At 60.7% G+C, this 16,800-nt stretch carries 16 protein-coding genes; 4 read left to right on the top strand and 12 right to left on the bottom strand.

Going from position 1 to position 16,800, the window contains the following annotated elements; all coding sequences use genetic code 11:
- The first annotated feature begins 8 nt into the window (after positions 1 to 8).
- Positions 9 to 914, top strand: a complete 906-nt coding sequence (nagK, locus tag JK232_RS13555) for an N-acetylglucosamine kinase (RefSeq protein WP_101828494.1) — start codon at positions 9 to 11, stop codon at positions 912 to 914.
- Positions 915 to 962: 48 nt separating this feature from the next.
- Positions 963 to 1,793, top strand: coding sequence for a Sir2 family NAD+-dependent deacetylase (cobB, locus tag JK232_RS13560; protein ID WP_072925347.1), 831 nt, complete (start codon positions 963 to 965; stop codon positions 1,791 to 1,793).
- 44 nt (positions 1,794 to 1,837) lie between these two features.
- Here cobB and potD read toward each other — a convergent pair whose 3' ends face one another.
- The 4 genes from potD to potA form a co-directional block, all read right to left on the bottom strand.
- Positions 1,838 to 2,878: a spermidine/putrescine ABC transporter substrate-binding protein PotD gene (gene potD, locus JK232_RS13565; protein WP_072925343.1), complete on the bottom strand. Its 1,041-nt coding sequence runs from the start codon at positions 2,876 to 2,878 to the stop codon at positions 1,838 to 1,840.
- 141 nt (positions 2,879 to 3,019) lie between these two features.
- Positions 3,020 to 3,802, bottom strand: a complete 783-nt coding sequence (gene potC, locus JK232_RS13570) for a spermidine/putrescine ABC transporter permease PotC (RefSeq protein WP_101854324.1) — start codon at positions 3,800 to 3,802, stop codon at positions 3,020 to 3,022.
- On the bottom strand, positions 3,799 to 4,659 hold the full coding sequence (gene potB, locus JK232_RS13575) for a spermidine/putrescine ABC transporter permease PotB (protein WP_072925337.1): 861 nt from the start codon (positions 4,657 to 4,659) through the stop codon (positions 3,799 to 3,801). Before potB ends, potC begins: the two co-directional genes overlap by 4 nt.
- Positions 4,643 to 5,761, bottom strand: coding sequence for a spermidine/putrescine ABC transporter ATP-binding protein PotA (gene potA, locus JK232_RS13580; protein WP_072925334.1), 1,119 nt, complete (start codon positions 5,759 to 5,761; stop codon positions 4,643 to 4,645). Before potA ends, potB begins: the two co-directional genes overlap by 17 nt.
- A gap of 287 nt (positions 5,762 to 6,048) precedes the next feature.
- Between potA and pepT the strand changes: the two genes are divergently transcribed.
- The gene (pepT, locus tag JK232_RS13585) at positions 6,049 to 7,284 is read left to right on the top strand and encodes a peptidase T (protein ID WP_072925331.1); all 1,236 of its coding nucleotides are present in this window, start codon (positions 6,049 to 6,051) and stop codon (positions 7,282 to 7,284) included.
- A 72-nt stretch (positions 7,285 to 7,356) separates the two neighbouring features.
- On the opposite strand, the gene JK232_RS13590 is transcribed toward pepT, so the two are convergent.
- The 8 genes from JK232_RS13590 to rluE all read right to left on the bottom strand — a co-directional run bounded on the left by JK232_RS13590 (position 7,357) and on the right by rluE (position 15,375).
- Positions 7,357 to 8,478, bottom strand: a complete 1,122-nt coding sequence (locus tag JK232_RS13590; RefSeq protein ID WP_072925329.1) for a ribosomal protein uL16 3-hydroxylase — start codon at positions 8,476 to 8,478, stop codon at positions 7,357 to 7,359.
- Between the two features lie 96 nt (positions 8,479 to 8,574).
- Positions 8,575 to 10,017: a two-component system sensor histidine kinase PhoQ gene (gene phoQ, locus JK232_RS13595; RefSeq protein ID WP_072925325.1), complete on the bottom strand. Its 1,443-nt coding sequence runs from the start codon at positions 10,015 to 10,017 to the stop codon at positions 8,575 to 8,577.
- Positions 10,018 to 10,045: 28 nt separating this feature from the next.
- The gene (gene phoP, locus JK232_RS13600) at positions 10,046 to 10,717 is read right to left on the bottom strand and encodes a two-component system response regulator PhoP (protein WP_072925322.1); all 672 of its coding nucleotides are present in this window, start codon (positions 10,715 to 10,717) and stop codon (positions 10,046 to 10,048) included.
- 264 nt (positions 10,718 to 10,981) lie between these two features.
- On the bottom strand, positions 10,982 to 12,352 hold the full coding sequence (purB, locus tag JK232_RS13605; RefSeq protein WP_072925320.1) for an adenylosuccinate lyase: 1,371 nt from the start codon (positions 12,350 to 12,352) through the stop codon (positions 10,982 to 10,984).
- A gap of 26 nt (positions 12,353 to 12,378) precedes the next feature.
- Complete coding sequence (gene hflD, locus JK232_RS13610) at positions 12,379 to 13,005, bottom strand: high frequency lysogenization protein HflD (RefSeq protein ID WP_072925316.1); 627 nt, start codon at positions 13,003 to 13,005, stop codon at positions 12,379 to 12,381.
- 2 nt (positions 13,006 to 13,007) lie between these two features.
- Positions 13,008 to 14,111 carry a tRNA 2-thiouridine(34) synthase MnmA gene (mnmA, locus tag JK232_RS13615; RefSeq protein WP_072925313.1) on the bottom strand — a complete coding sequence of 368 codons (1,104 nt, stop codon included), beginning with the start codon at positions 14,109 to 14,111 and terminating at the stop codon, positions 13,008 to 13,010.
- A gap of 156 nt (positions 14,112 to 14,267) precedes the next feature.
- Entirely contained in the window at positions 14,268 to 14,720 is a 453-nt protein-coding gene (locus tag JK232_RS13620; RefSeq protein WP_072925310.1) for an NUDIX hydrolase, read from the bottom strand.
- Positions 14,721 to 14,748: 28 nt separating this feature from the next.
- Entirely contained in the window at positions 14,749 to 15,375 is a 627-nt protein-coding gene (gene rluE, locus JK232_RS13625; protein ID WP_079205139.1) for a 23S rRNA pseudouridine(2457) synthase RluE, read from the bottom strand.
- A 132-nt stretch (positions 15,376 to 15,507) separates the two neighbouring features.
- Here rluE and icd point away from each other — a divergent pair, with 132 nt between their 5' ends.
- A complete protein-coding gene (icd, locus tag JK232_RS13630) occupies positions 15,508 to 16,761 on the top strand; it encodes an NADP-dependent isocitrate dehydrogenase (protein WP_072925305.1) in 1,254 nt (417 codons plus the stop codon).
- The last annotated feature ends 39 nt before the right edge of the window (positions 16,762 to 16,800 follow it).

A 16,800-nucleotide genomic window follows, 5' to 3' on the forward strand; every position in this document is an offset into this window, starting at 1 on the left:
GATTGAGCATGTATTACGGCATTGATATGGGCGGCAGCAAAATTGAGCTGGCGGTGTTTGACCGGCAGCTCACCCGGCGGTGGCAGAAACGGGTGCCGACCCCGCGGGATGACTACGCGGCGTTGCTGGCGGCGCTGGCGGCGCTGGTGCAGGAGGCCGATGCCCGTGTCGGTGGCGGGCGGGTCGGCATCGGTATTCCCGGCCTGATTAAGGCTGACGGCACGCTGTTTTCCGCCAATGTCCCGGCGGCATCCGGCAAGCGGTTGCAGGCGGATCTGGCGCGCCTGCTGGGGCGTGACGTCCGCATTGACAATGATGCCAACTGTTTTGCGCTCTCAGAAGCCTGGGATGACGAATTCCGTGCCTACCCGAGCGTGCTGGGGCTGATTCTCGGCACCGGCGTCGGCGGCGGGCTGGTGTTTAACGGCAGGGTGTTTGGCGGCCGTAACGGCGTGGCCGGGGAAGTGGGCCATATGCGCCTGCCGGTGGATGCACGGGCGTTGCTGGGGCCTGATGCCGCGCCGGTGGTGTGCGGCTGCGGCCAGACCGACTGCATGGAGGGTTACCTCTCCGGCCGTGGGTTTGAGCGCTTATATGCCCTGGGCGGCGGCCAACCGCTCACCGCCCCGGCGATCATGGCGCGCTACCGGGCCGGGGACGCCATTGCCGTGGCGCACGTTGACCGCTACGCCGACCTGCTGGCGGCCTGCCTCGGCAACCTGCTGACCGTGCTGGACCCGCATCTGGTGGTGATTGGCGGCGGCCTGTCGAATGTGGATGAGCTTTACCCGGCGCTGGCCGCGCGCCTGCCGGCCCACCTGTTGCCGGGCTGTGAGCCGCCGCGCATTGAAAAAGCCCGCTATGGCGATGCAGGTGGCGCGCGCGGGGCAGCCTGCCTAAATTTGTTAGAGTAACGTTATCCCATCCGGGGTCGCGCACCGCAGTACAGAGGAGCAGGTGTCATGCACACACGCCACAGGCTGCGCCGGTTCCGCAAGCTGAAACATTTGCGGCACCAACGATTTCGCTCACGCATTTTCCATCGTGACAATATGGCGGTTACCGAGATGAAAAAACCTTTTGTGGTGGTATTGACCGGCGCGGGCATTTCCGCGGAGTCCGGCATCCGCACGTTCCGCGCGGCGGACGGGCTGTGGGAGGAGCACCGCGTGGAGGATGTCGCCACGCCGGAAGGGTTCCAGCGTGATCCGGCGCGCGTGCAGGCGTTCTACAACGCCCGGCGGCAACAGTTGCAGCAACCGGCGATTGCGCCCAACGCCGCCCATCTGGCACTGGCAGAACTGGAAGAAAACCTGGGCGACCACTTCCTGCTGGTGACGCAGAATATCGATAACCTGCACGAACGCGCCGGTAACCAGCGGGTGCTGCATATGCACGGCGAGCTGCTGAAAGTGCGCTGTACCCGTTCCAACCAGGTGATTGAGTGGCCGGGCGACCTGACAGTGGATGACCGCTGCCACTGTTGCCAGTTCCCGTCACCGCTGCGCCCGCATGTGGTGTGGTTTGGCGAAATGCCGATCGGCATGGATGAGATTTATCAGGCGCTGGCGAAAGCGGATTACTTTATCTCGATAGGCACCTCCGGCCATGTTTACCCGGCGGCGGGCTTTGTGCATGAGGCGCGGCTGAGCGGGGCGCACACGGTGGAGCTGAACCTGGAGCCGAGCCAGGTCGAAAGCCAGTTTGATGAGCGGCAGTATGGGCTGGCGAGTGAGGTGGTGCCGGCGTTTGTCCGCCAGATGATCGCCGGTGGGGAAGGGAAGTGGCAGTAAGGCACGGATAACCGGGCGCAGGGCGCGCCCGGCAGGGAAGCCGTTTACTGCCCGGCTTTGAGTTTCTGGTAAAGCGTTTCGTACAGCTCGCTGGTGGTGCCGACGTCATTCTGCCACTCACCGTTTTTCATCACCGCGTCAGACGGGTAGAGCGACGGGTCATTCGCCACCTCAGGCGGCAGCAGTTTTTTCGCTTCCAGGTTCGGCGTTGGGTAACCGATGGTTTCCGCCACTTGCGCCGCCACTTCCGGGCGCAGCAGGAAATCAATCAGCTTGTGCGCGCCTTCCACGTTATGCGCGTTGGCCGGGATCGCCAGGCTGTCCATCCAGAAAATCCCGCCCTCTTTCGGCCACACCACCGTCAGCGGTGTGCCGGCCTGGCGCGCCACGTAGGCGGAGCCGTTCCAGACCATACCGAGGTTCACTTCCCCTTCCATGTATGGGTTCGCCGGGTTGTCAGAGTTGAAGGCCAGCACGTTCGGCATCAGCTTGCGCAATTCCTGGTAGGCCGCCTCAATCTCTTTCGGGTCAGTGGTGTTGCCGGAGTGGCCGAGCTTGCGCAGCGCAATCTGGAACACTTCACGCGCATCGTCGGTAAGCAGCAGACTGCCTTTGTATTCCGGCTTCCACAGGTCGGCCCAGCCGGTGATGGTTTTCGGATCGATCTGGTCACTGTTGACCCCAATCGCCGTGGCACCCCAGATGTAAGGGATTGAGTAGTCATTGCCTGGGTCAAACGGCTTGTTCAGCAGGTTCGGGTCCAGGGCAGAGAAGTGGCTGAGCTTGCTTTTGTCGATCTTCTGCAACATGCCTTCTTTGCGCATTTTCGACACAAAATAGGTCGACGGCACCACCAGGTCGTACGCGCCCTCTTTATAGGTTTTCAGCTTGGCGTACATGGTTTCGTTGGACTCATAGGTGGAGTAAATCACCTTGATGCCGGTCTCTTTGGTGAACTGCTCCAGCAGGCCCGGCGGGACGTACTCCGTCCAGTTGTAGAAGTATAAGGTGTTGTTGTCATCCGCCTGGGCGAAGGCGCTGGCGGCCAGTAAGCCCGCTGCCAGCCACTGTGCTGTTTTTTTCATTGTTACCCCTGTTAATCACCCTCTCTCCAGTGTGCCTGCGGCACGGGAGGGGTGTTTCACCATCCGGACGTCTCGGCCGTCCATTAAAAAACCAGGCGCCCAGTATAAGGAGCGCCCGGCGTGAAAGGAAGCAACCGGTTGCTACCCCTGATGGGATGACCGGTCACGCAACAGCCACTGGCTGGCGAGCACCAGCACCAGTGACAGTGCCAGCAGCAGGGTCGCCAGCGCATTGATCTCCGGCGATACCCCGACCTTGACCATCGAGTAGATCTTCAGCGGCAGGATCTCGTAATCCGGCCCGGTGACAAACGACGACACCACCACATCATCCATCGACAGCGTAAAACTCAGCAGCCAGCCGGCGGCCACCGCAGGCATCGCCAGCGGCAGGATGATTTTGCGCAGGATGGTCAACTCCCCGGCCCCCAGATCACGGGCCGCTTCCAGCATCCGCACATCAAACCCTTTCAGCCGCGAATAGACGGTGACCACCACAAACGGCAGGCAGAAGGTGATATGGGAAAACAGCAGCGACCAGAAGCCGAGCGACATCCCCACCAGCATAAACAGCACCAGCAGCGAAATCGCCATCACGATGTCCGGCGACATCATCACCACAAACAGCATCCCGCTGACAAACGGCTTGCCGCGGAAGCGGTAGCGGTAGAGCGCCACCGCCGTCAGCGCGCCGATCAGCGTCGCAAAGGTCGCGGAGAGCACGCCCATCGTCACGGAGTGGCGTGCCGCCTCGATCAGGCTGTCATTATTCATCAGGGTGCTGTACCAGCGGGTAGTGAACCCCTGCCAGTTAAAGCCAAAGCGTGAACTGTTAAACGAATTCACGATCAGGATGATGATGGGGATATAAAAGTAAGCGTACACCAGCGCCATAAAGCCGCCGCGCAACCCGCGTCCAATCATTCCAGCTCCCCTTTTTTGTTCAGCGCTTTCGCCACTTTGTAATAAACAAGCAGCATCAGGCCCATCAGCAGCGTCAGGCAGATGCTGGTGGCCGCGCCGAACGGCCAGTCACGGATATTCAGGAACTGGCTCTTGATCACATTGCCGATCAGCAGGTTTTTCGCACCGCCCATCAGGTCAGCAATGTAGAACAGCCCCATTGCCGGCAGCATCACCAGCAAACTGCCGGCGATAATGCCCGGCATGGTCAGCGGCAGGATGATGCGCACAAAGGTCTGCACCTTGCCTGCGCCCAGGTCGCGCGCCGCCTCCAGATAGGCTTTGTCGAGCTTTTCAATGCTGGCGTAGAGCGGCATCACCATAAACGGCAACAGGATGTAGATAAGGCCGAGGATCACCGCCTGCGGCGTGTACATAATGCGCAGAGGTGTATCGGTAAGCCCCAGCGCCATCAGCCACTCATTGAGGTAGCCGCGGGTGCTGAGGAAAATCTTCAGCCCGTAAACGCGGATCAGGGAGTTGGTCCAGAACGGCACAATCAGCAGGAACAGCAGCAACGGCCGCACGCGGGCCGGCAGCCGCGCCAGGATAAAGGCGAACGGATAGCCAATCAGCAAGCAGCAGAGGGTGGCGATCAGCGCCATATTCAGCGAGTGCAGCAGCACATCGGCGTACAGCGGGTCCAGCAGCCGCCGGTAGTTGTCCAGCGAGAACACCATCCGCACCAGGCTGTCGTTATCGCGGGTCAGGAAACTGGTGCCGATGATCATCAGGTTCGGCAGGAAGACAAACAGTGTCAGCCAGGCCACCACCAGCAGGATCACCCCGCGCTGAAAAAGCTTACGTGAGCTGTTCATCGGCGAGCACCACCTCCCAGCTTTCGATCCAGGTCACCGCCACGGTCTGGTTGAGGGAGTGATCCACATCCGGGTCATCCTCGTTGAAGAACTCACTGACCATCACCAGTTTGCCGCTGGCCAGTTCCACCGTGGACTCCAGCGTCATGCCTTTGTAGTTGCGCTCCCGCACATGGCCGATAAAGCCCTCGGCGGTGTCGCCCTCGTTAATCTCCTGCACTTTGAGATCCTCCGGGCGCAGCAGCACGTTCAGCCTTTGCCCCGGCGTCACCGCCAGCTGGTTCACGGTGATGTCACACTCACGCCCCTCGACCCAGGCGCGCACGCGCTGGTCATCCAGGCGGCGGATCACTTGTGCCTCAAAAATGTTGATTTCACCGATAAAGCTGGCGACAAACAGGTTCTCCGGCTCCTCATAAATCTGGCGCGGGGTGCCGTCCTGCTCGATCCGCCCGTCACGCATCACCACGATACGGTCTGACATGGTCAGCGCCTCTTCCTGATCGTGGGTGACGAACACAAAGGTGATGCCGAGTTTGCGTTGCAGCGCTTTGAGTTCGTTCTGCATCTGTTTGCGCAATTTGTAGTCCAGCGCGGAGAGCGACTCATCCAGCAGCAAGACCCGCGGGCGGTTGACCACCGCCCGCGCAATCGCCACCCGCTGCTGCTGGCCGCCGGAAAGCTGGTGCGGGCGGCGCTGGGCAAATTCATCCAGTTGCACCATCCGCAGCGCATCGGTCACCCGGCCGGCGATCTCCGCCTCCGGCGTCTTCTGCATCCGCAGGCCAAAGGCCACATTCTCAAACACGCTCATGTGCGGGAACAGGGCGTAGCTCTGGAAAACGGTATTGACGTGGCGGTGTTCAGCCGGCACGGCAGTCACATCCTGGCCATCCAGGATGATGGTGCCGCTGTCGGTCTCTTCCAGGCCGGCAATCAGGCGCAATACCGTGGTTTTGCCGCAGCCGGACGGGCCGAGCAGGGTCAGGAATTCGCCATGATTAATGGTCAGGTTGAGATCGCGGATAATGGTTTTGCCGTCAAAGGCTTTACTCAATCCGCTCAGGGTAACCAGGGGGGTCGGAGACAGGTTTTCAGTCATTTATCGGGGCACTCTTTTCTTGTGCTCAGGTTGCCGATTTGGCAGCGCGCAGCAGGCTATCGTCTCATACAGTGAGTCAGATCTCGGAGGGGGTGAATTCTACGTGAAACTGCCGGTATCACCAATGCTTACGCAGCCTGAGCGGGGAAAAACCCGGCAAACAGTGCGTAAGCGGCCCAAACGGGGCAAATAAACGCTAAGGTTAACAAAGATGAAAACTGACCTGACGCAATACACTCACCCCATCAGGCTGCGCATAATGGCCCGCGGCTCTCAGAGGATAGACTATGGATAACTTACTCGATCGTTTTCTGCATTACGTCTCTATTGATACCCAGTCAAAAGTGAATGTCCGCCAGGTGCCGAGCACAGAAGGGCAGTGGAAACTGGCCCATGCATTGCAGCAGGAGCTGGCCGCGCTGGGGCTGGAGGCGATCACCCTGAGCGAGCACTGCTGCGTGATGGCGACCCTGCCGGCCAATGTGGACTGGCCGGTGCCGGTGATCGGTTTTATTTCGCACCTGGATACCTCGCCGGATTTTACTGCGAAAAATGTGAACCCCCAGATTGTCGAGAACTACCGCGGCGGCGATGTGGCACTGGGCAGCGGTGAGGAGGTGCTGTCGCCGGTGATGTTCCCGGTGCTGCACCAGTTACTGGGGCAGACGCTGATCACCACCGACGGCAAAACGCTGCTCGGCGCGGATGACAAAGCTGGTATCGCTGAAATCATGACGGCGATGGCCCGGCTGAAACAGGGTGACATTCCGCATGGCGAGATCCGGGTGGCCTTTACGCCGGATGAGGAAGTCGGCAAGGGGCCGCACGTCTTTGATGTCGCGGCGTTTGGGGCCGAGTGGGCTTACACCGTGGACGGCGGCGGCGTGGGCGAGCTGGAGTATGAGAATTTCAACGCCGCCTCGGCCACGATTAAAATTGTCGGCAATAACGTCCACCCCGGCACCGCCAAAGGGGTGATGGTGAACGCCCTGTCACTGGCGACCCGTATCCATCAGGCGCTGCCGCCGGCGGAGACGCCGGAGCACACCGCCGGTTACGAGGGTTTCTTCCACCTGAACAGCATGAAAGGCAGCGTTGACCGTGCAGAGATGCACTACATCATCCGTGATTTTGACCGCGAGAAATTTGAGGCGCGCAAACAGCAGCTGATAAGCGTGGCGGAACAGGTAGGCGAGGGGCTGCACCCGGATTGCTACATTGAGGTGACGCTGGAGGACAGCTACTACAACATGCGCGAGGAGGTGGCGAAGCACCCGCACATCATTGAGATTGCCGCGCAGGCGATGAAAGACAATGACATCGAGCCGGTGATGAAGCCGATCCGCGGCGGGACGGACGGCGCACAGCTCTCGTTTATGGGGCTGCCGTGCCCGAACATCTTCACCGGCGGTTACAACTACCACGGCAAACATGAGTTCGCCACCCTGGAAGGGATGGAAAAATCGGTGTCGGTGATCACCCGTATTGCCGAACTCACCGCGCAGCGCGCCAAAAGCGCCTGAAACGAGGCATAAAAAAGCCGGGCAGCGCAGGCTGCCCGGCTTTTTTCATTGGCCGGCGGGTTTGCCGGTCACTCAGTCTTTGAAGTACCAGTAGCCGCTGTTCACCAGCGCGGCCAGCAGCGCCAGGAAGGACGGGTCATCCAGCGCATCGCCGAAGTGCGAGGCATCCAGCGTCATGTGCTGGCAGAGCGCATTTGCCGCTGCCGCATGTTCTGTTTCCATGCGCTCACCGTTCACAAAGCAGCGCTCGCCAATCCGCAGTACCCGCAGGCCGCCGACGCGTTGCAGCACTTCGCCGCTCTGCATCAGCTCATAAATCTCACCGGCCTGGTACGGCGGCTCCGGCGGTGCCAGATCCAGCTCGTGGCGCGACTGGGAAATAAACTCCCCAAACCAGCCCTCAAAGTGCTCCGGCTGCTGCAACAGCTCCAGCATCATGCCGCGCAGGCCGTCCAGCTCCTGCGGCAGGATGTCCGCGTGCTGCTCACGCGCCGGCAGGTCCGGGTCGCTGTAGCGCTTGCTGCCCAGCTCGCGTGACAGCACGTAGTCGGCAAAACCGCTCACCAGCTCGCGGCCGTTCGGCGCACGGAAGCCCACGGAGTAGTTCAGCGCATTTTCCAGCGAATAGCCTTCATGCGGGAAGCCCGGCGGAATGTAGAGGATGTCGCCCGGCTCCATCTCTTCATCAATGATGGCATCGAACGGCTCGACCTGAAGCAGGTCGGGGTGCGGGCAGTGCTGCTTCAGCGCCACCTTTTCCCCCACGCGCCAGCGGCGGCGGCCGGTGCCCTGGATGATAAACACATCGTACTGGTCGAGATGCGGGCCAACGCCGCCGCCCGGTACCGAGAAGGAGATCATCAGATCATCCATGCGCCAGTCCGGGATGTGGCGGAATGGGCGCATCAGCGCCGCAGACGGCTCATGCCAGTGGTCAACTGCCTGCACCAGCAGCGACCAGTTCGTCTCACCCAGATGATCAAAGCTGGTGAACGGCCCGTGGCTGACCTGCCATTTGCCTTCGTCATGGCTGACCAGCCGGCTGTCGACCTCATTTTCCATCGCCAGCCCGGCCAGTTCATCCGGGGAGATCGGGTCAATAAAGTTCTTGAAGCCGCGCTTCAGGATAACCGGGCGCTTTTGCCAGTAACGTTGCAGGAAATCAGGCCAGTCGAGGTCAAGTTGGTAATCCATTGTGTATTCCACTGTTCGGGGGAGACTAGCAGCGAGTATAACGGATGCCGGGCGCGGCGCGTGTATTTCCCTGCGCAAAAGCCATCAGGCGGGCATTTATTCCCCAGACTCACCCTGGCGGCCAAAGGTTACCTGCATCCGCGCGCCGCCGAGCGGGCTGTCGCTGAGGGTAATGCTGCCCTGATAACGCATGATGATCTCACTCGCCACCGCCAGCCCGATACCCTGGCCGGGGCGTAACGTGTCCGCGCGCTGGCCGCGCTGGAAAATCAGCTCACGTTTGGCGGGCGGGATGCCCGGGCCGTCATCGTCCACCACCAGCACCAGCTGGTTTTCCGCCGGAATGGCGCTGACCTCAATAAACTCCAGCGAATATTTGCAGGCGTTGTCGAGCAGGTTCCCCATCACTTCCATAAAGTCATTTTTATCGCCGATAAAGGTCAGCTCCGGCGGGATCTCCAGCGTCAGCACCACGCCCTTGCGCTGGTAGACTTTATTGAGCGCGGAACAGAGGCTGTCGAGCAGGGCGGAGACGGAGTGGATTTCGCGGGTCAGCACGTTTTTCTCTGAATCGAGGCTGGCGCGGTGCAGGTAGTAGCCGATTTGCTGGGAGATGCGGCTGATCTGCTCCAGCATCACCGGCTCAGCCTGCTCAATGGTGAGCTGTTTGCCGCCGCGCAACGCGCGCAGGGTCGATTGCAGCACCGCCAGCGGGGTTTTCAGGCTGTGGGTCAGATCGGCGAGGGTGGTGCGGTAGCGCAGGGAGCGGCCGCGCTCATTGTTCAGCAACACATTGAGGTTACGCACCAGGCTGCGCAACTCCTGCGGCGGGTTCACCTCCAGCATCTCCCGTTCGCGCTTCTCCAGCTCGCCCACCTGTTGCGCCAGCACCTTGATCGGCCGCAGGCTCCAGTGCGCCGCCAGCCACAGCAGCGGCAGCACCAGCAACAGATTAGCCAGCAGCACATAGCTGAACCACTGCCAGACCAGGTCACTGCGCTGTAACTCCTGCGGGATGGTGTCGATCACCACGATGCTCAGCGGCGGCAGGCGGGCAGTGGCGGCGTACTTATTCACCACCACCGAGTGCGTCAGTGACGGCTCATCCTCTTCGTACCCTTTTAACTGGCGCTGGGCATGGGGATTATTGCCGACCACGGTGCTGCTGAGGTGCGGGTCGGCGTCCAGCTCGTAGAAGCCGCCCTTGCGCAGCCAGTCACGCGGGATGCGGGACTCCAGCCCCGGCACGGCGCGCTGGTGCCACAGCAGGGTGCCGTGGTCATCGTAAATCAGCACCAGCGTCGGGGAGTTGAGGTCAAGATCCGGCGGCACGGTGATGGTCAGCCGTTTATCGCGCCACTGCGCCAGGCTGAAGAACAGGTTGCTTTCGCCGCGCAGCAGGGTATAGGCGGTTTTATCAAAGCTGACAATATAGCCGACCACCGCCACCAGCCCATACGCCAGGGACAACGCCAGCACCACTGCCGCGGTGGCCAGCAGGAAGCGGGCGCGGAGCGAAAAAGGCGTACGGCGGCTCATCGCGGGCTGGCCTCAGGCATGGTGCCGGTCAGCCCACATCAAAGCGGTAGCCCTGGCCGCGCACGGTGGTGATCACCTCATGCGGGTAACCGGCCTGGATCTTTTTGCGCAGGCGGCCCATCAGCACATCGATGGTATGGCTCTCGCGCAGTTCGGCATCCGGGTAGAGTTGCAGCATCAGCGCATCTTTGCTGACGACTTTACCGGCGTTACGAATCAGCGTTTCGATAATGGTGTACTCAAAGGCGGTGAGCTTGATCAGCTGGTCATGGATGCTGAGCTCCCGCCGTGACAAATCGACCTGGAACGGCGGCAGGCTGATAATCTGGGAAGCCAGCCCGCTGTTGCGGCGCATCAGCGCCTGCATCCGGGCAATCACCTCTTCCAGATGGAAGGGTTTGGTGACGTAGTCATCCGCCCCGGCTTCCAGCACCGCCACTTTGTCCTGCCAGCTTTCCCGCGCGGTCAGCACCAGGATCGGCAGCGTGGTCTGGTGGCTGCGCCAGCGCTGGATCAGGCTCAGCCCGTCTTCGCCCGGCAGGCCGAGATCCACAATCGCGATGTCCGGCGCATGTTCCCGCAAAAAGTAATCCGCCTCTTTGGCATCTTCGGCGGCATCCACCTGATGCCCCATCTCCCGCATCTGAACCGCCAGATGATGGCGCAGCAGGGCATTATCTTCCACGACCAAAACGCGCATAGCTGTTTCCTCTGAAATGCTGCCATGAGTGGGGAGCCGGGCGCGCGGCCCGGTCAGGCTCAGCCCGCCATTATGGCAGGAACCGCTGTGTTTGCCCGAGACTTTTGTCGCCGCCGGCTGCCCGGATGCGCCTATTATCACTGCGCCGGCTAAACCACAGGTAAACCGCCGGGATAACCGGGCAAACGGAGGCGCAACAGGGGAGGCAAACCGGGGAAAACGGGCGGCGGGGTGCCGCCCGGTGAGGCAGGAGGTCAGAAACGCTTATTTCAGGTCATCCACCATCTGCACGGCGCGGCCGAGGTAGTTGCCCGGCGTCATGGCTTTCAGGCGGGTTTTTTCCTCTTCCGGCAGTGCCAGGCCATCGATAAACGCCTGCATCCCGGCGGCGTCCACGCGCTTGCCGCGGGTCAGTTCTTTCAGCTTCTCATACGGCTTTTCAATACCGTAACGGCGCATCACGGTCTGGATCGGCTCGGCCAGCACTTCCCAGTTGTGGTCCAGCTCATAGGCGAGGTTGTCTTCGTTGACTTCCAGCTTGCTGATGCCTTTCAGGCTGGCCTGATAGGCGATCACCGCGTAGCCGACGCCGACGCCGAGGTTACGCAGCACGGTGGAGTCGGTGAGGTCACGCTGCCAGCGGGAAACCGGCAGTTTGCTGGCCAGGTGGCCCAGCACGGCGTTCGCCAGGCCGAGGTTGCCTTCGGAGTTTTCGAAGTCAATCGGGTTCACCTTGTGCGGCATGGTGGAGGAGCCAATCTCCCCGGCGATGGTTTTCTGCTTGAAGTGGTTGAGGGCGATGTAACCCCACATGTCGCGGTCGAAATCGATCAGGATGGTGTTGAAACGCGCCATGGTGTCGAACAGCTCGGCGATGTAGTCATGCGGCTCAATCTGGGTGGTGTAGGGGTTCCAGGTCACGCCGAGGGAGGTGACAAACTCCTCGCTGAACTGGTGCCAGTCCACGTCCGGGTAGGCGGCCAGGTGGGCGTTGTAGTTGCCGACCGCGCCGTTGATTTTGCCGAGGATTTCCACCTGCGCCAGCTGGCGGTACTGGCGTTCCATGCGGTACGCGACGTTGGCGAACTCTTTGCCCAGCGTGGACGGGGTCGCCGGCTGGCCGTGGGTACGGGAGAGCAACGGGATGTCGCGGTACTCATGGGCCAGCGCTTTCAGGGCGTCAATCAGCTTACGCCAGTAAGGCAGCACCACTTCGTCACGTGCGGTGTTCAGCATCAGCGCGTGGGAGAGGTTGTTGATGTCCTCGGAGGTGCAGGCGAAGTGGATAAACTCAGACACGGCGTTAAGCGCCGGGACGGCCGCCACTTTCTCTTTCAGGAAATACTCCACCGCCTTGACGTCATGGTTGGTGGTTTTTTCAATCTCTTTGATCCGTTGCGCGTCCTGCTCGCTGAAATTGGCGACGATTTCATCAAGGAAAGCGTTTGCGTCGGCATCAAATGCAGGAACCTCTGCAATGCCGGTGCAGGAGGCCAGTTTTTGCAGCCAACGTACTTCAACCTGCACGCGGAATTTCAGCAAACCAAATTCGCTGAAAATAGCGCGTAACGCGCTGACTTTATCACCGTAGCGTCCATCAACGGGGGAAACGGCGGTCAGTGAGGATAATTCCATCGGTAGCAACTCCTGGGGTGTGATAGTTAACATTGGGCGAGAATCTTTTTAGCATGTTCAAACAGGCGGTTACGCGAGAACATCAGTTGCAGGCGGCCGCCGCCGACCTGCTGCCACAGCACCGCGGCACGGATGCCGCCAAGCAGGGCCGCACGCACCCGCGCCTGAATGGCCGGGTTTTGCAGAATGGCGGGGTTGCCGGTGACCTGGATACGCGGCCCAAGCGGGCTGACCACGTCCACGTAGATGGCGGCCATCGCGCTCATCAGCGTGTCGGATTCCAGATCAAAATGCACCAGCTGGCGTTCAAGCTGGCTGATGCGCTCAGAGAGGGTCGCCAGTGCGCCGTTGCTGGCACTCAGCTTGCGCTCCAGCACCATCAGGCTCAGGGTGTAGCGGGTCAGCTCGGCACCGGGGCCCTGGCGGTTGGCGTTCAGCACGCCCATCAGCGTTTCCAGCCCCAGCATCAGGTTGCCGGGGTCATTACCGAACACCGCCAGCGTGGAGGCAGGGTTAGTTTCCAGCACGCTTTTCAGCGTGACGGCCAGCGCGTCGCGGTTGCACTGGCCGTCCTGGGCCAGTTGCTGCACCAGCCGCGCTGACTGGCAGATCCCGGCCAGCGCCAGCGTGATGTCATGGTAATTTTTCGCCACGGTTACCCCTGAATACGTTGTTCGATGATGCCGCCGCCAAGGCAGACCTCATCCAGATAGAACACGGCGGACTGGCCCGGCGTGACGGCCGCCACCGGCTCATCAAAACGCACCTCGATACGCTCGCCATCCAGCGGCGTCACCAGGCAGGGAATATCCTGCTGGCGGTAGCGGGTTTTCACCGTGCAGCGCAGTGGGGCGGTCAGCGGCTGACGGTCAACCCAGTGCAGCTGCTGGGCAATCAGGCCGGTGGACATCAGGCGCGGGTGCTCGTGGCCCTGCGCGACCACCAGGATGTTGTTTTCGACATCCTTATCCACCACGTACCACGGGTCTTCGCCGCCGTCTTTGACGCCGCCGATACCCAGGCCTTTGCGCTGGCCGAGGGTGTGGTACATCAGCCCCTGGTGCTGCCCCATGTCGGCGCCGTCAACACTGAGGATGCGGCCCGGCTGGGCAGGCAGGTAGCGGCCGAGGAAATCACGGAATTTGCGCTCACCGATAAAGCAGATGCCGGTGGAATCTTTTTTCTTCGCGGTGATGAGATCCAGTTCTTCCGCAATGCGGCGCACTTCCGGCTTCTCCAGCTCACCCACCGGGAACAGGCTCTGGGCAATCTGTTCGTGGCTCAGGGTGTAGAGGAAGTAGCTCTGGTCTTTGTTGCCGTCGATGCCGCGCAGCAAACGGCTGACGCCGTCCACATCCTGGCGGCGCACATAGTGGCCGGTGGCGATGTAGTCTGCGCCCAGATCCTCTGCGGCGAACTCCAGGAAGGCTTTGAATTTGATCTCTTTGTTGCAGAGGATATCGGGATTCGGCGTGCGCCCGGCTTTATACTCTTCCAGGAACAGCTCGAACACGTTATCCCAGTATTCGGCGGCAAAGTTGACGGTGTGCAGCTCAATGCCGAGCTTGTCGCACACGGCTTGCGCGTCCGCCAGATCGGTGGCGGCGGTGCAATACTCTTCGTCGTCGTCCTCTTCCCAGTTCTTCATAAACAGTCCGGCCACCTGATAGCCCTGTTGCTGCAACAGGTAAGCGGAAACCGAGGAATCAACGCCGCCGGACATGCCGACGATTACTTTTTTCTGACTGTTATCTGACATGGGAATCTCACGAGCCTGTATACCAGGCGGCAGGCGCAGCGCGCGTGCCGCACGGCATGGCGGGGCAGGCCGGCCATGCCTGTTAAAAATGAGCGCCGGATTTTAACACGTTGCCGGGGCTGCTGCACCGCCGAATGCGACAATCACACAAATTGCCTAGGCCGGGAACGGCCAGTTAAATGCCGCCAGCAGGGAGAGCGGGTAGCGTGCCGGCTGCTGCCAGCAGCGCAGGCTCTCGGCCACCAGCGGCGAGCGCAGGTTGGTGGCCTGCAGGATCTCATCAGCCGGCAGCCAGAGGCAGCGGTCGATGTCGCTGTCCTGCGGCGCGGTGGGCAGCGGGGCAGGCAGGTCAAGCGCAAAGCAGAAGCGCAGGAACGGCGTGTTGTCCGGCGCGATCCACTGATGCAGCCGCAGGAAATGCTGCACCTGCGCGCGCAGGCCGGTCTCCTCATAGAGTTCGCGCTCTGCCGCCTGCACCAGCGTTTCGTCCGCTTCCAGATGCCCGGCCGGCTGGTTCCACAACGGTTTGCCGCGGATGGTTTCCTCCACCACCAGGAACTGGCCCTGGGCGTGCACCACACAGGCCACGGTAACATGGGGTTTGAACATAGGCTCTCCTTGAACAGCTGAAACGGAACTAAAGGTGCGGCACTTCCCGCCATTCGCCGGGGGCCAGCGTGCCGAGGGTGGCGCTGCCCATGGCATAACGGATAAGCCGCAGGGTCGGGAACCCGATGTGGGCAGTCATCCGGCGCACCTGCCGGTTGCGCCCCTCGTAGAGCGTCACTTTCAGCCAGGCGGTGGGGATCGCCTTGCGCTCGCGGATGGGCGGGTTACGCGGCCAGAGCCACGCCGGTTCGGTCACGCGTTCCACCCCGGCCGGCAGGGTCGGGCCGTCTTTCAGCGTCACGCCGTGGCGCAGTGCCGCCAGCGCCGCCTCATCCGGCTCGCCCTCTACCTGAACATAGTAGATTTTCCCGGTGCGTTTGCCCGGTTGTGTGAGCTGAGCCTGCAATTTGCCGTCATTGGTCAGCACCATCAGCCCCTCGCTGTCGCGGTCCAGCCGCCCGGCGGCATACACCCCGGACAACGGAATGAAATCTTTCAGGGTGGCGCGCCCGGCTTCATCGGTAAATTGCGGCAGCACATCGAAGGGTTTGTTAAACAGCACAATGCGCCGCGGGCCGGCAGGTTTTTCACTGCGCGCGGCCGCAGGCGCGCTGAATCGTTTAACGTGGTGATTTTTAACAGGGATTTTTTTCATGTTCTTTAACGTTGGCCACAATAGGCGCATTATAGCCGATAACGGTTTCAGATTGGCGCGGGCTGAATATTCAAGTAGTATTGACACGCATCTTACAAATCATTAACAAAGTGCGCTTTGAAGGAGAGGTTAATGGAAAGCAAAGTAGTTGTTCCGGCGGAAGGTAATAAAATTACGGTTGATGCTCAGGGTAAACTGGTTGTTCCGCATAACCCGATCATCCCGTTCATCGAAGGTGACGGCATCGGCGTCGATGTTACCCCCGCCATGATCAAGGTTGTGGATGCAGCGGTTGAGAAAGCTTACAAGGGTGAGCGTAAAATTTCCTGGATGGAAATTTACACCGGCGAGAAATCTACTGAACTGTACGGCAAAGATGTCTGGTTGCCGGAAGAGACCCTTGACCTGATCCGTGAATACCGTGTGGCCATCAAAGGCCCGCTGACCACCCCGGTCGGTGGCGGTATCCGCTCCCTGAACGTTGCCCTGCGCCAACAGCTTGATCTCTACATCTGCTTGCGTCCGGTGCGTTACTATCAGGGCACCCCAAGCCCGGTGAAACGCCCGGAAGACACCGACATGGTGATTTTCCGTGAGAACTCCGAAGACATCTATGCGGGTATCGAGTGGAAAGCCGGTTCTGCAGAAGCGGATAAAGTGATCAACTTCCTGCAAAACGAAATGGGCGTGAAGAAGATCCGTTTCCCAGAGCAGTGCGGCATCGGCATTAAGCCGTGTTCTGAAGAGGGCACCAAGCGCCTGGTCCGTGCGGCCATTGAGTATGCGATAACCAACGACCGCGACTCCGTGACCCTGGTGCATAAAGGCAACATCATGAAATTCACCGAAGGTGCCTTCAAGGACTGGGGCTACCAACTGGCCCGTGAAGAGTTCGGCGGTGAACTGATTGACGGCGGCCCGTGGGTGAAAATCAAGAACCCGAACAGCGGCAAAGAGATCGTCATCAAAGACGTGATCGCTGACGCCTTCCTGCAACAGATCCTGCTGCGCCCGGCTGAGTATGACGTGATCGCCTGTATGAACCTGAACGGTGACTACATCTCTGATGCGCTGGCTGCACAGGTCGGCGGGATCGGCATCGCGCCGGGCGCCAACATCGGTGACGAGTGCGCGCTGTTTGAAGCCACCCACGGTACCGCACCGAAGTATGCCGGCCAGGACAAAGTGAACCCAGGTTCAGTTATCCTCTCTGCTGAGATGATGCTGCGCCACATGCAGTGGTTCGAAGCCGCAGACCTGATTGTGAAAGGCATGGAAGGCGCGATTGCCGCCAAAACCGTGACCTACGATTTCGAACGCCTGATGGAAGGCGCCACCCTGCGTAAATGCAGCGAGTTCGGCGACGACATCATCAGCAACATGTAATCGTCATCACGCCTGCGAAACGGGAGCCTTTGCGGCTCC

It is taken from the genome of Nissabacter archeti (assembly GCF_018257325.1).
In the GTDB taxonomy this organism is placed as follows: Bacteria; Pseudomonadota; Gammaproteobacteria; order Enterobacterales; family Enterobacteriaceae; genus Chimaeribacter; species Chimaeribacter arupi.

Excerpts from the sequence above, each read along its gene's own strand:
- potD (WP_072925343.1), bottom strand. The coding sequence starts at position 2,878 with ATGAAAAAAACAGCACAGTGGCTGGCAGCGGGCTTACTGGCCGCCAGC.
- purB (WP_072925320.1), bottom strand. The coding sequence starts at position 12,352 with ATGGAATTATCCTCACTGACCGCCGTTTCCCCCGTTGATGGACGCTAC.
- potC (WP_101854324.1), bottom strand. The coding sequence starts at position 3,802 with ATGATTGGACGCGGGTTGCGCGGCGGCTTTATGGCGCTGGTGTACGCT.
- phoP (WP_072925322.1), bottom strand. The coding sequence starts at position 10,717 with ATGCGCGTTTTGGTCGTGGAAGATAATGCCCTGCTGCGCCATCATCTG.
- JK232_RS13620 (WP_072925310.1), bottom strand. The coding sequence starts at position 14,720 with ATGTTCAAACCCCATGTTACCGTGGCCTGTGTGGTGCACGCCCAGGGC.
- JK232_RS13590 (WP_072925329.1), bottom strand. The coding sequence starts at position 8,478 with ATGGATTACCAACTTGACCTCGACTGGCCTGATTTCCTGCAACGTTAC.
- nagK (WP_101828494.1), top strand. The coding sequence starts at position 9 with ATGTATTACGGCATTGATATGGGCGGCAGCAAAATTGAGCTGGCGGTG.
- potB (WP_072925337.1), bottom strand. The coding sequence starts at position 4,659 with ATGAACAGCTCACGTAAGCTTTTTCAGCGCGGGGTGATCCTGCTGGTG.
- rluE (WP_079205139.1), bottom strand. The coding sequence starts at position 15,375 with ATGAAAAAAATCCCTGTTAAAAATCACCACGTTAAACGATTCAGCGCG.
- phoQ (WP_072925325.1), bottom strand. The coding sequence starts at position 10,017 with ATGAGCCGCCGTACGCCTTTTTCGCTCCGCGCCCGCTTCCTGCTGGCC.
- mnmA (WP_072925313.1), bottom strand. The coding sequence starts at position 14,111 with ATGTCAGATAACAGTCAGAAAAAAGTAATCGTCGGCATGTCCGGCGGC.
- icd (WP_072925305.1), top strand. The coding sequence starts at position 15,508 with ATGGAAAGCAAAGTAGTTGTTCCGGCGGAAGGTAATAAAATTACGGTT.
- pepT (WP_072925331.1), top strand. The coding sequence starts at position 6,049 with ATGGATAACTTACTCGATCGTTTTCTGCATTACGTCTCTATTGATACC.
- cobB (WP_072925347.1), top strand. The coding sequence starts at position 963 with ATGCACACACGCCACAGGCTGCGCCGGTTCCGCAAGCTGAAACATTTG.
- potA (WP_072925334.1), bottom strand. The coding sequence starts at position 5,761 with ATGACTGAAAACCTGTCTCCGACCCCCCTGGTTACCCTGAGCGGATTG.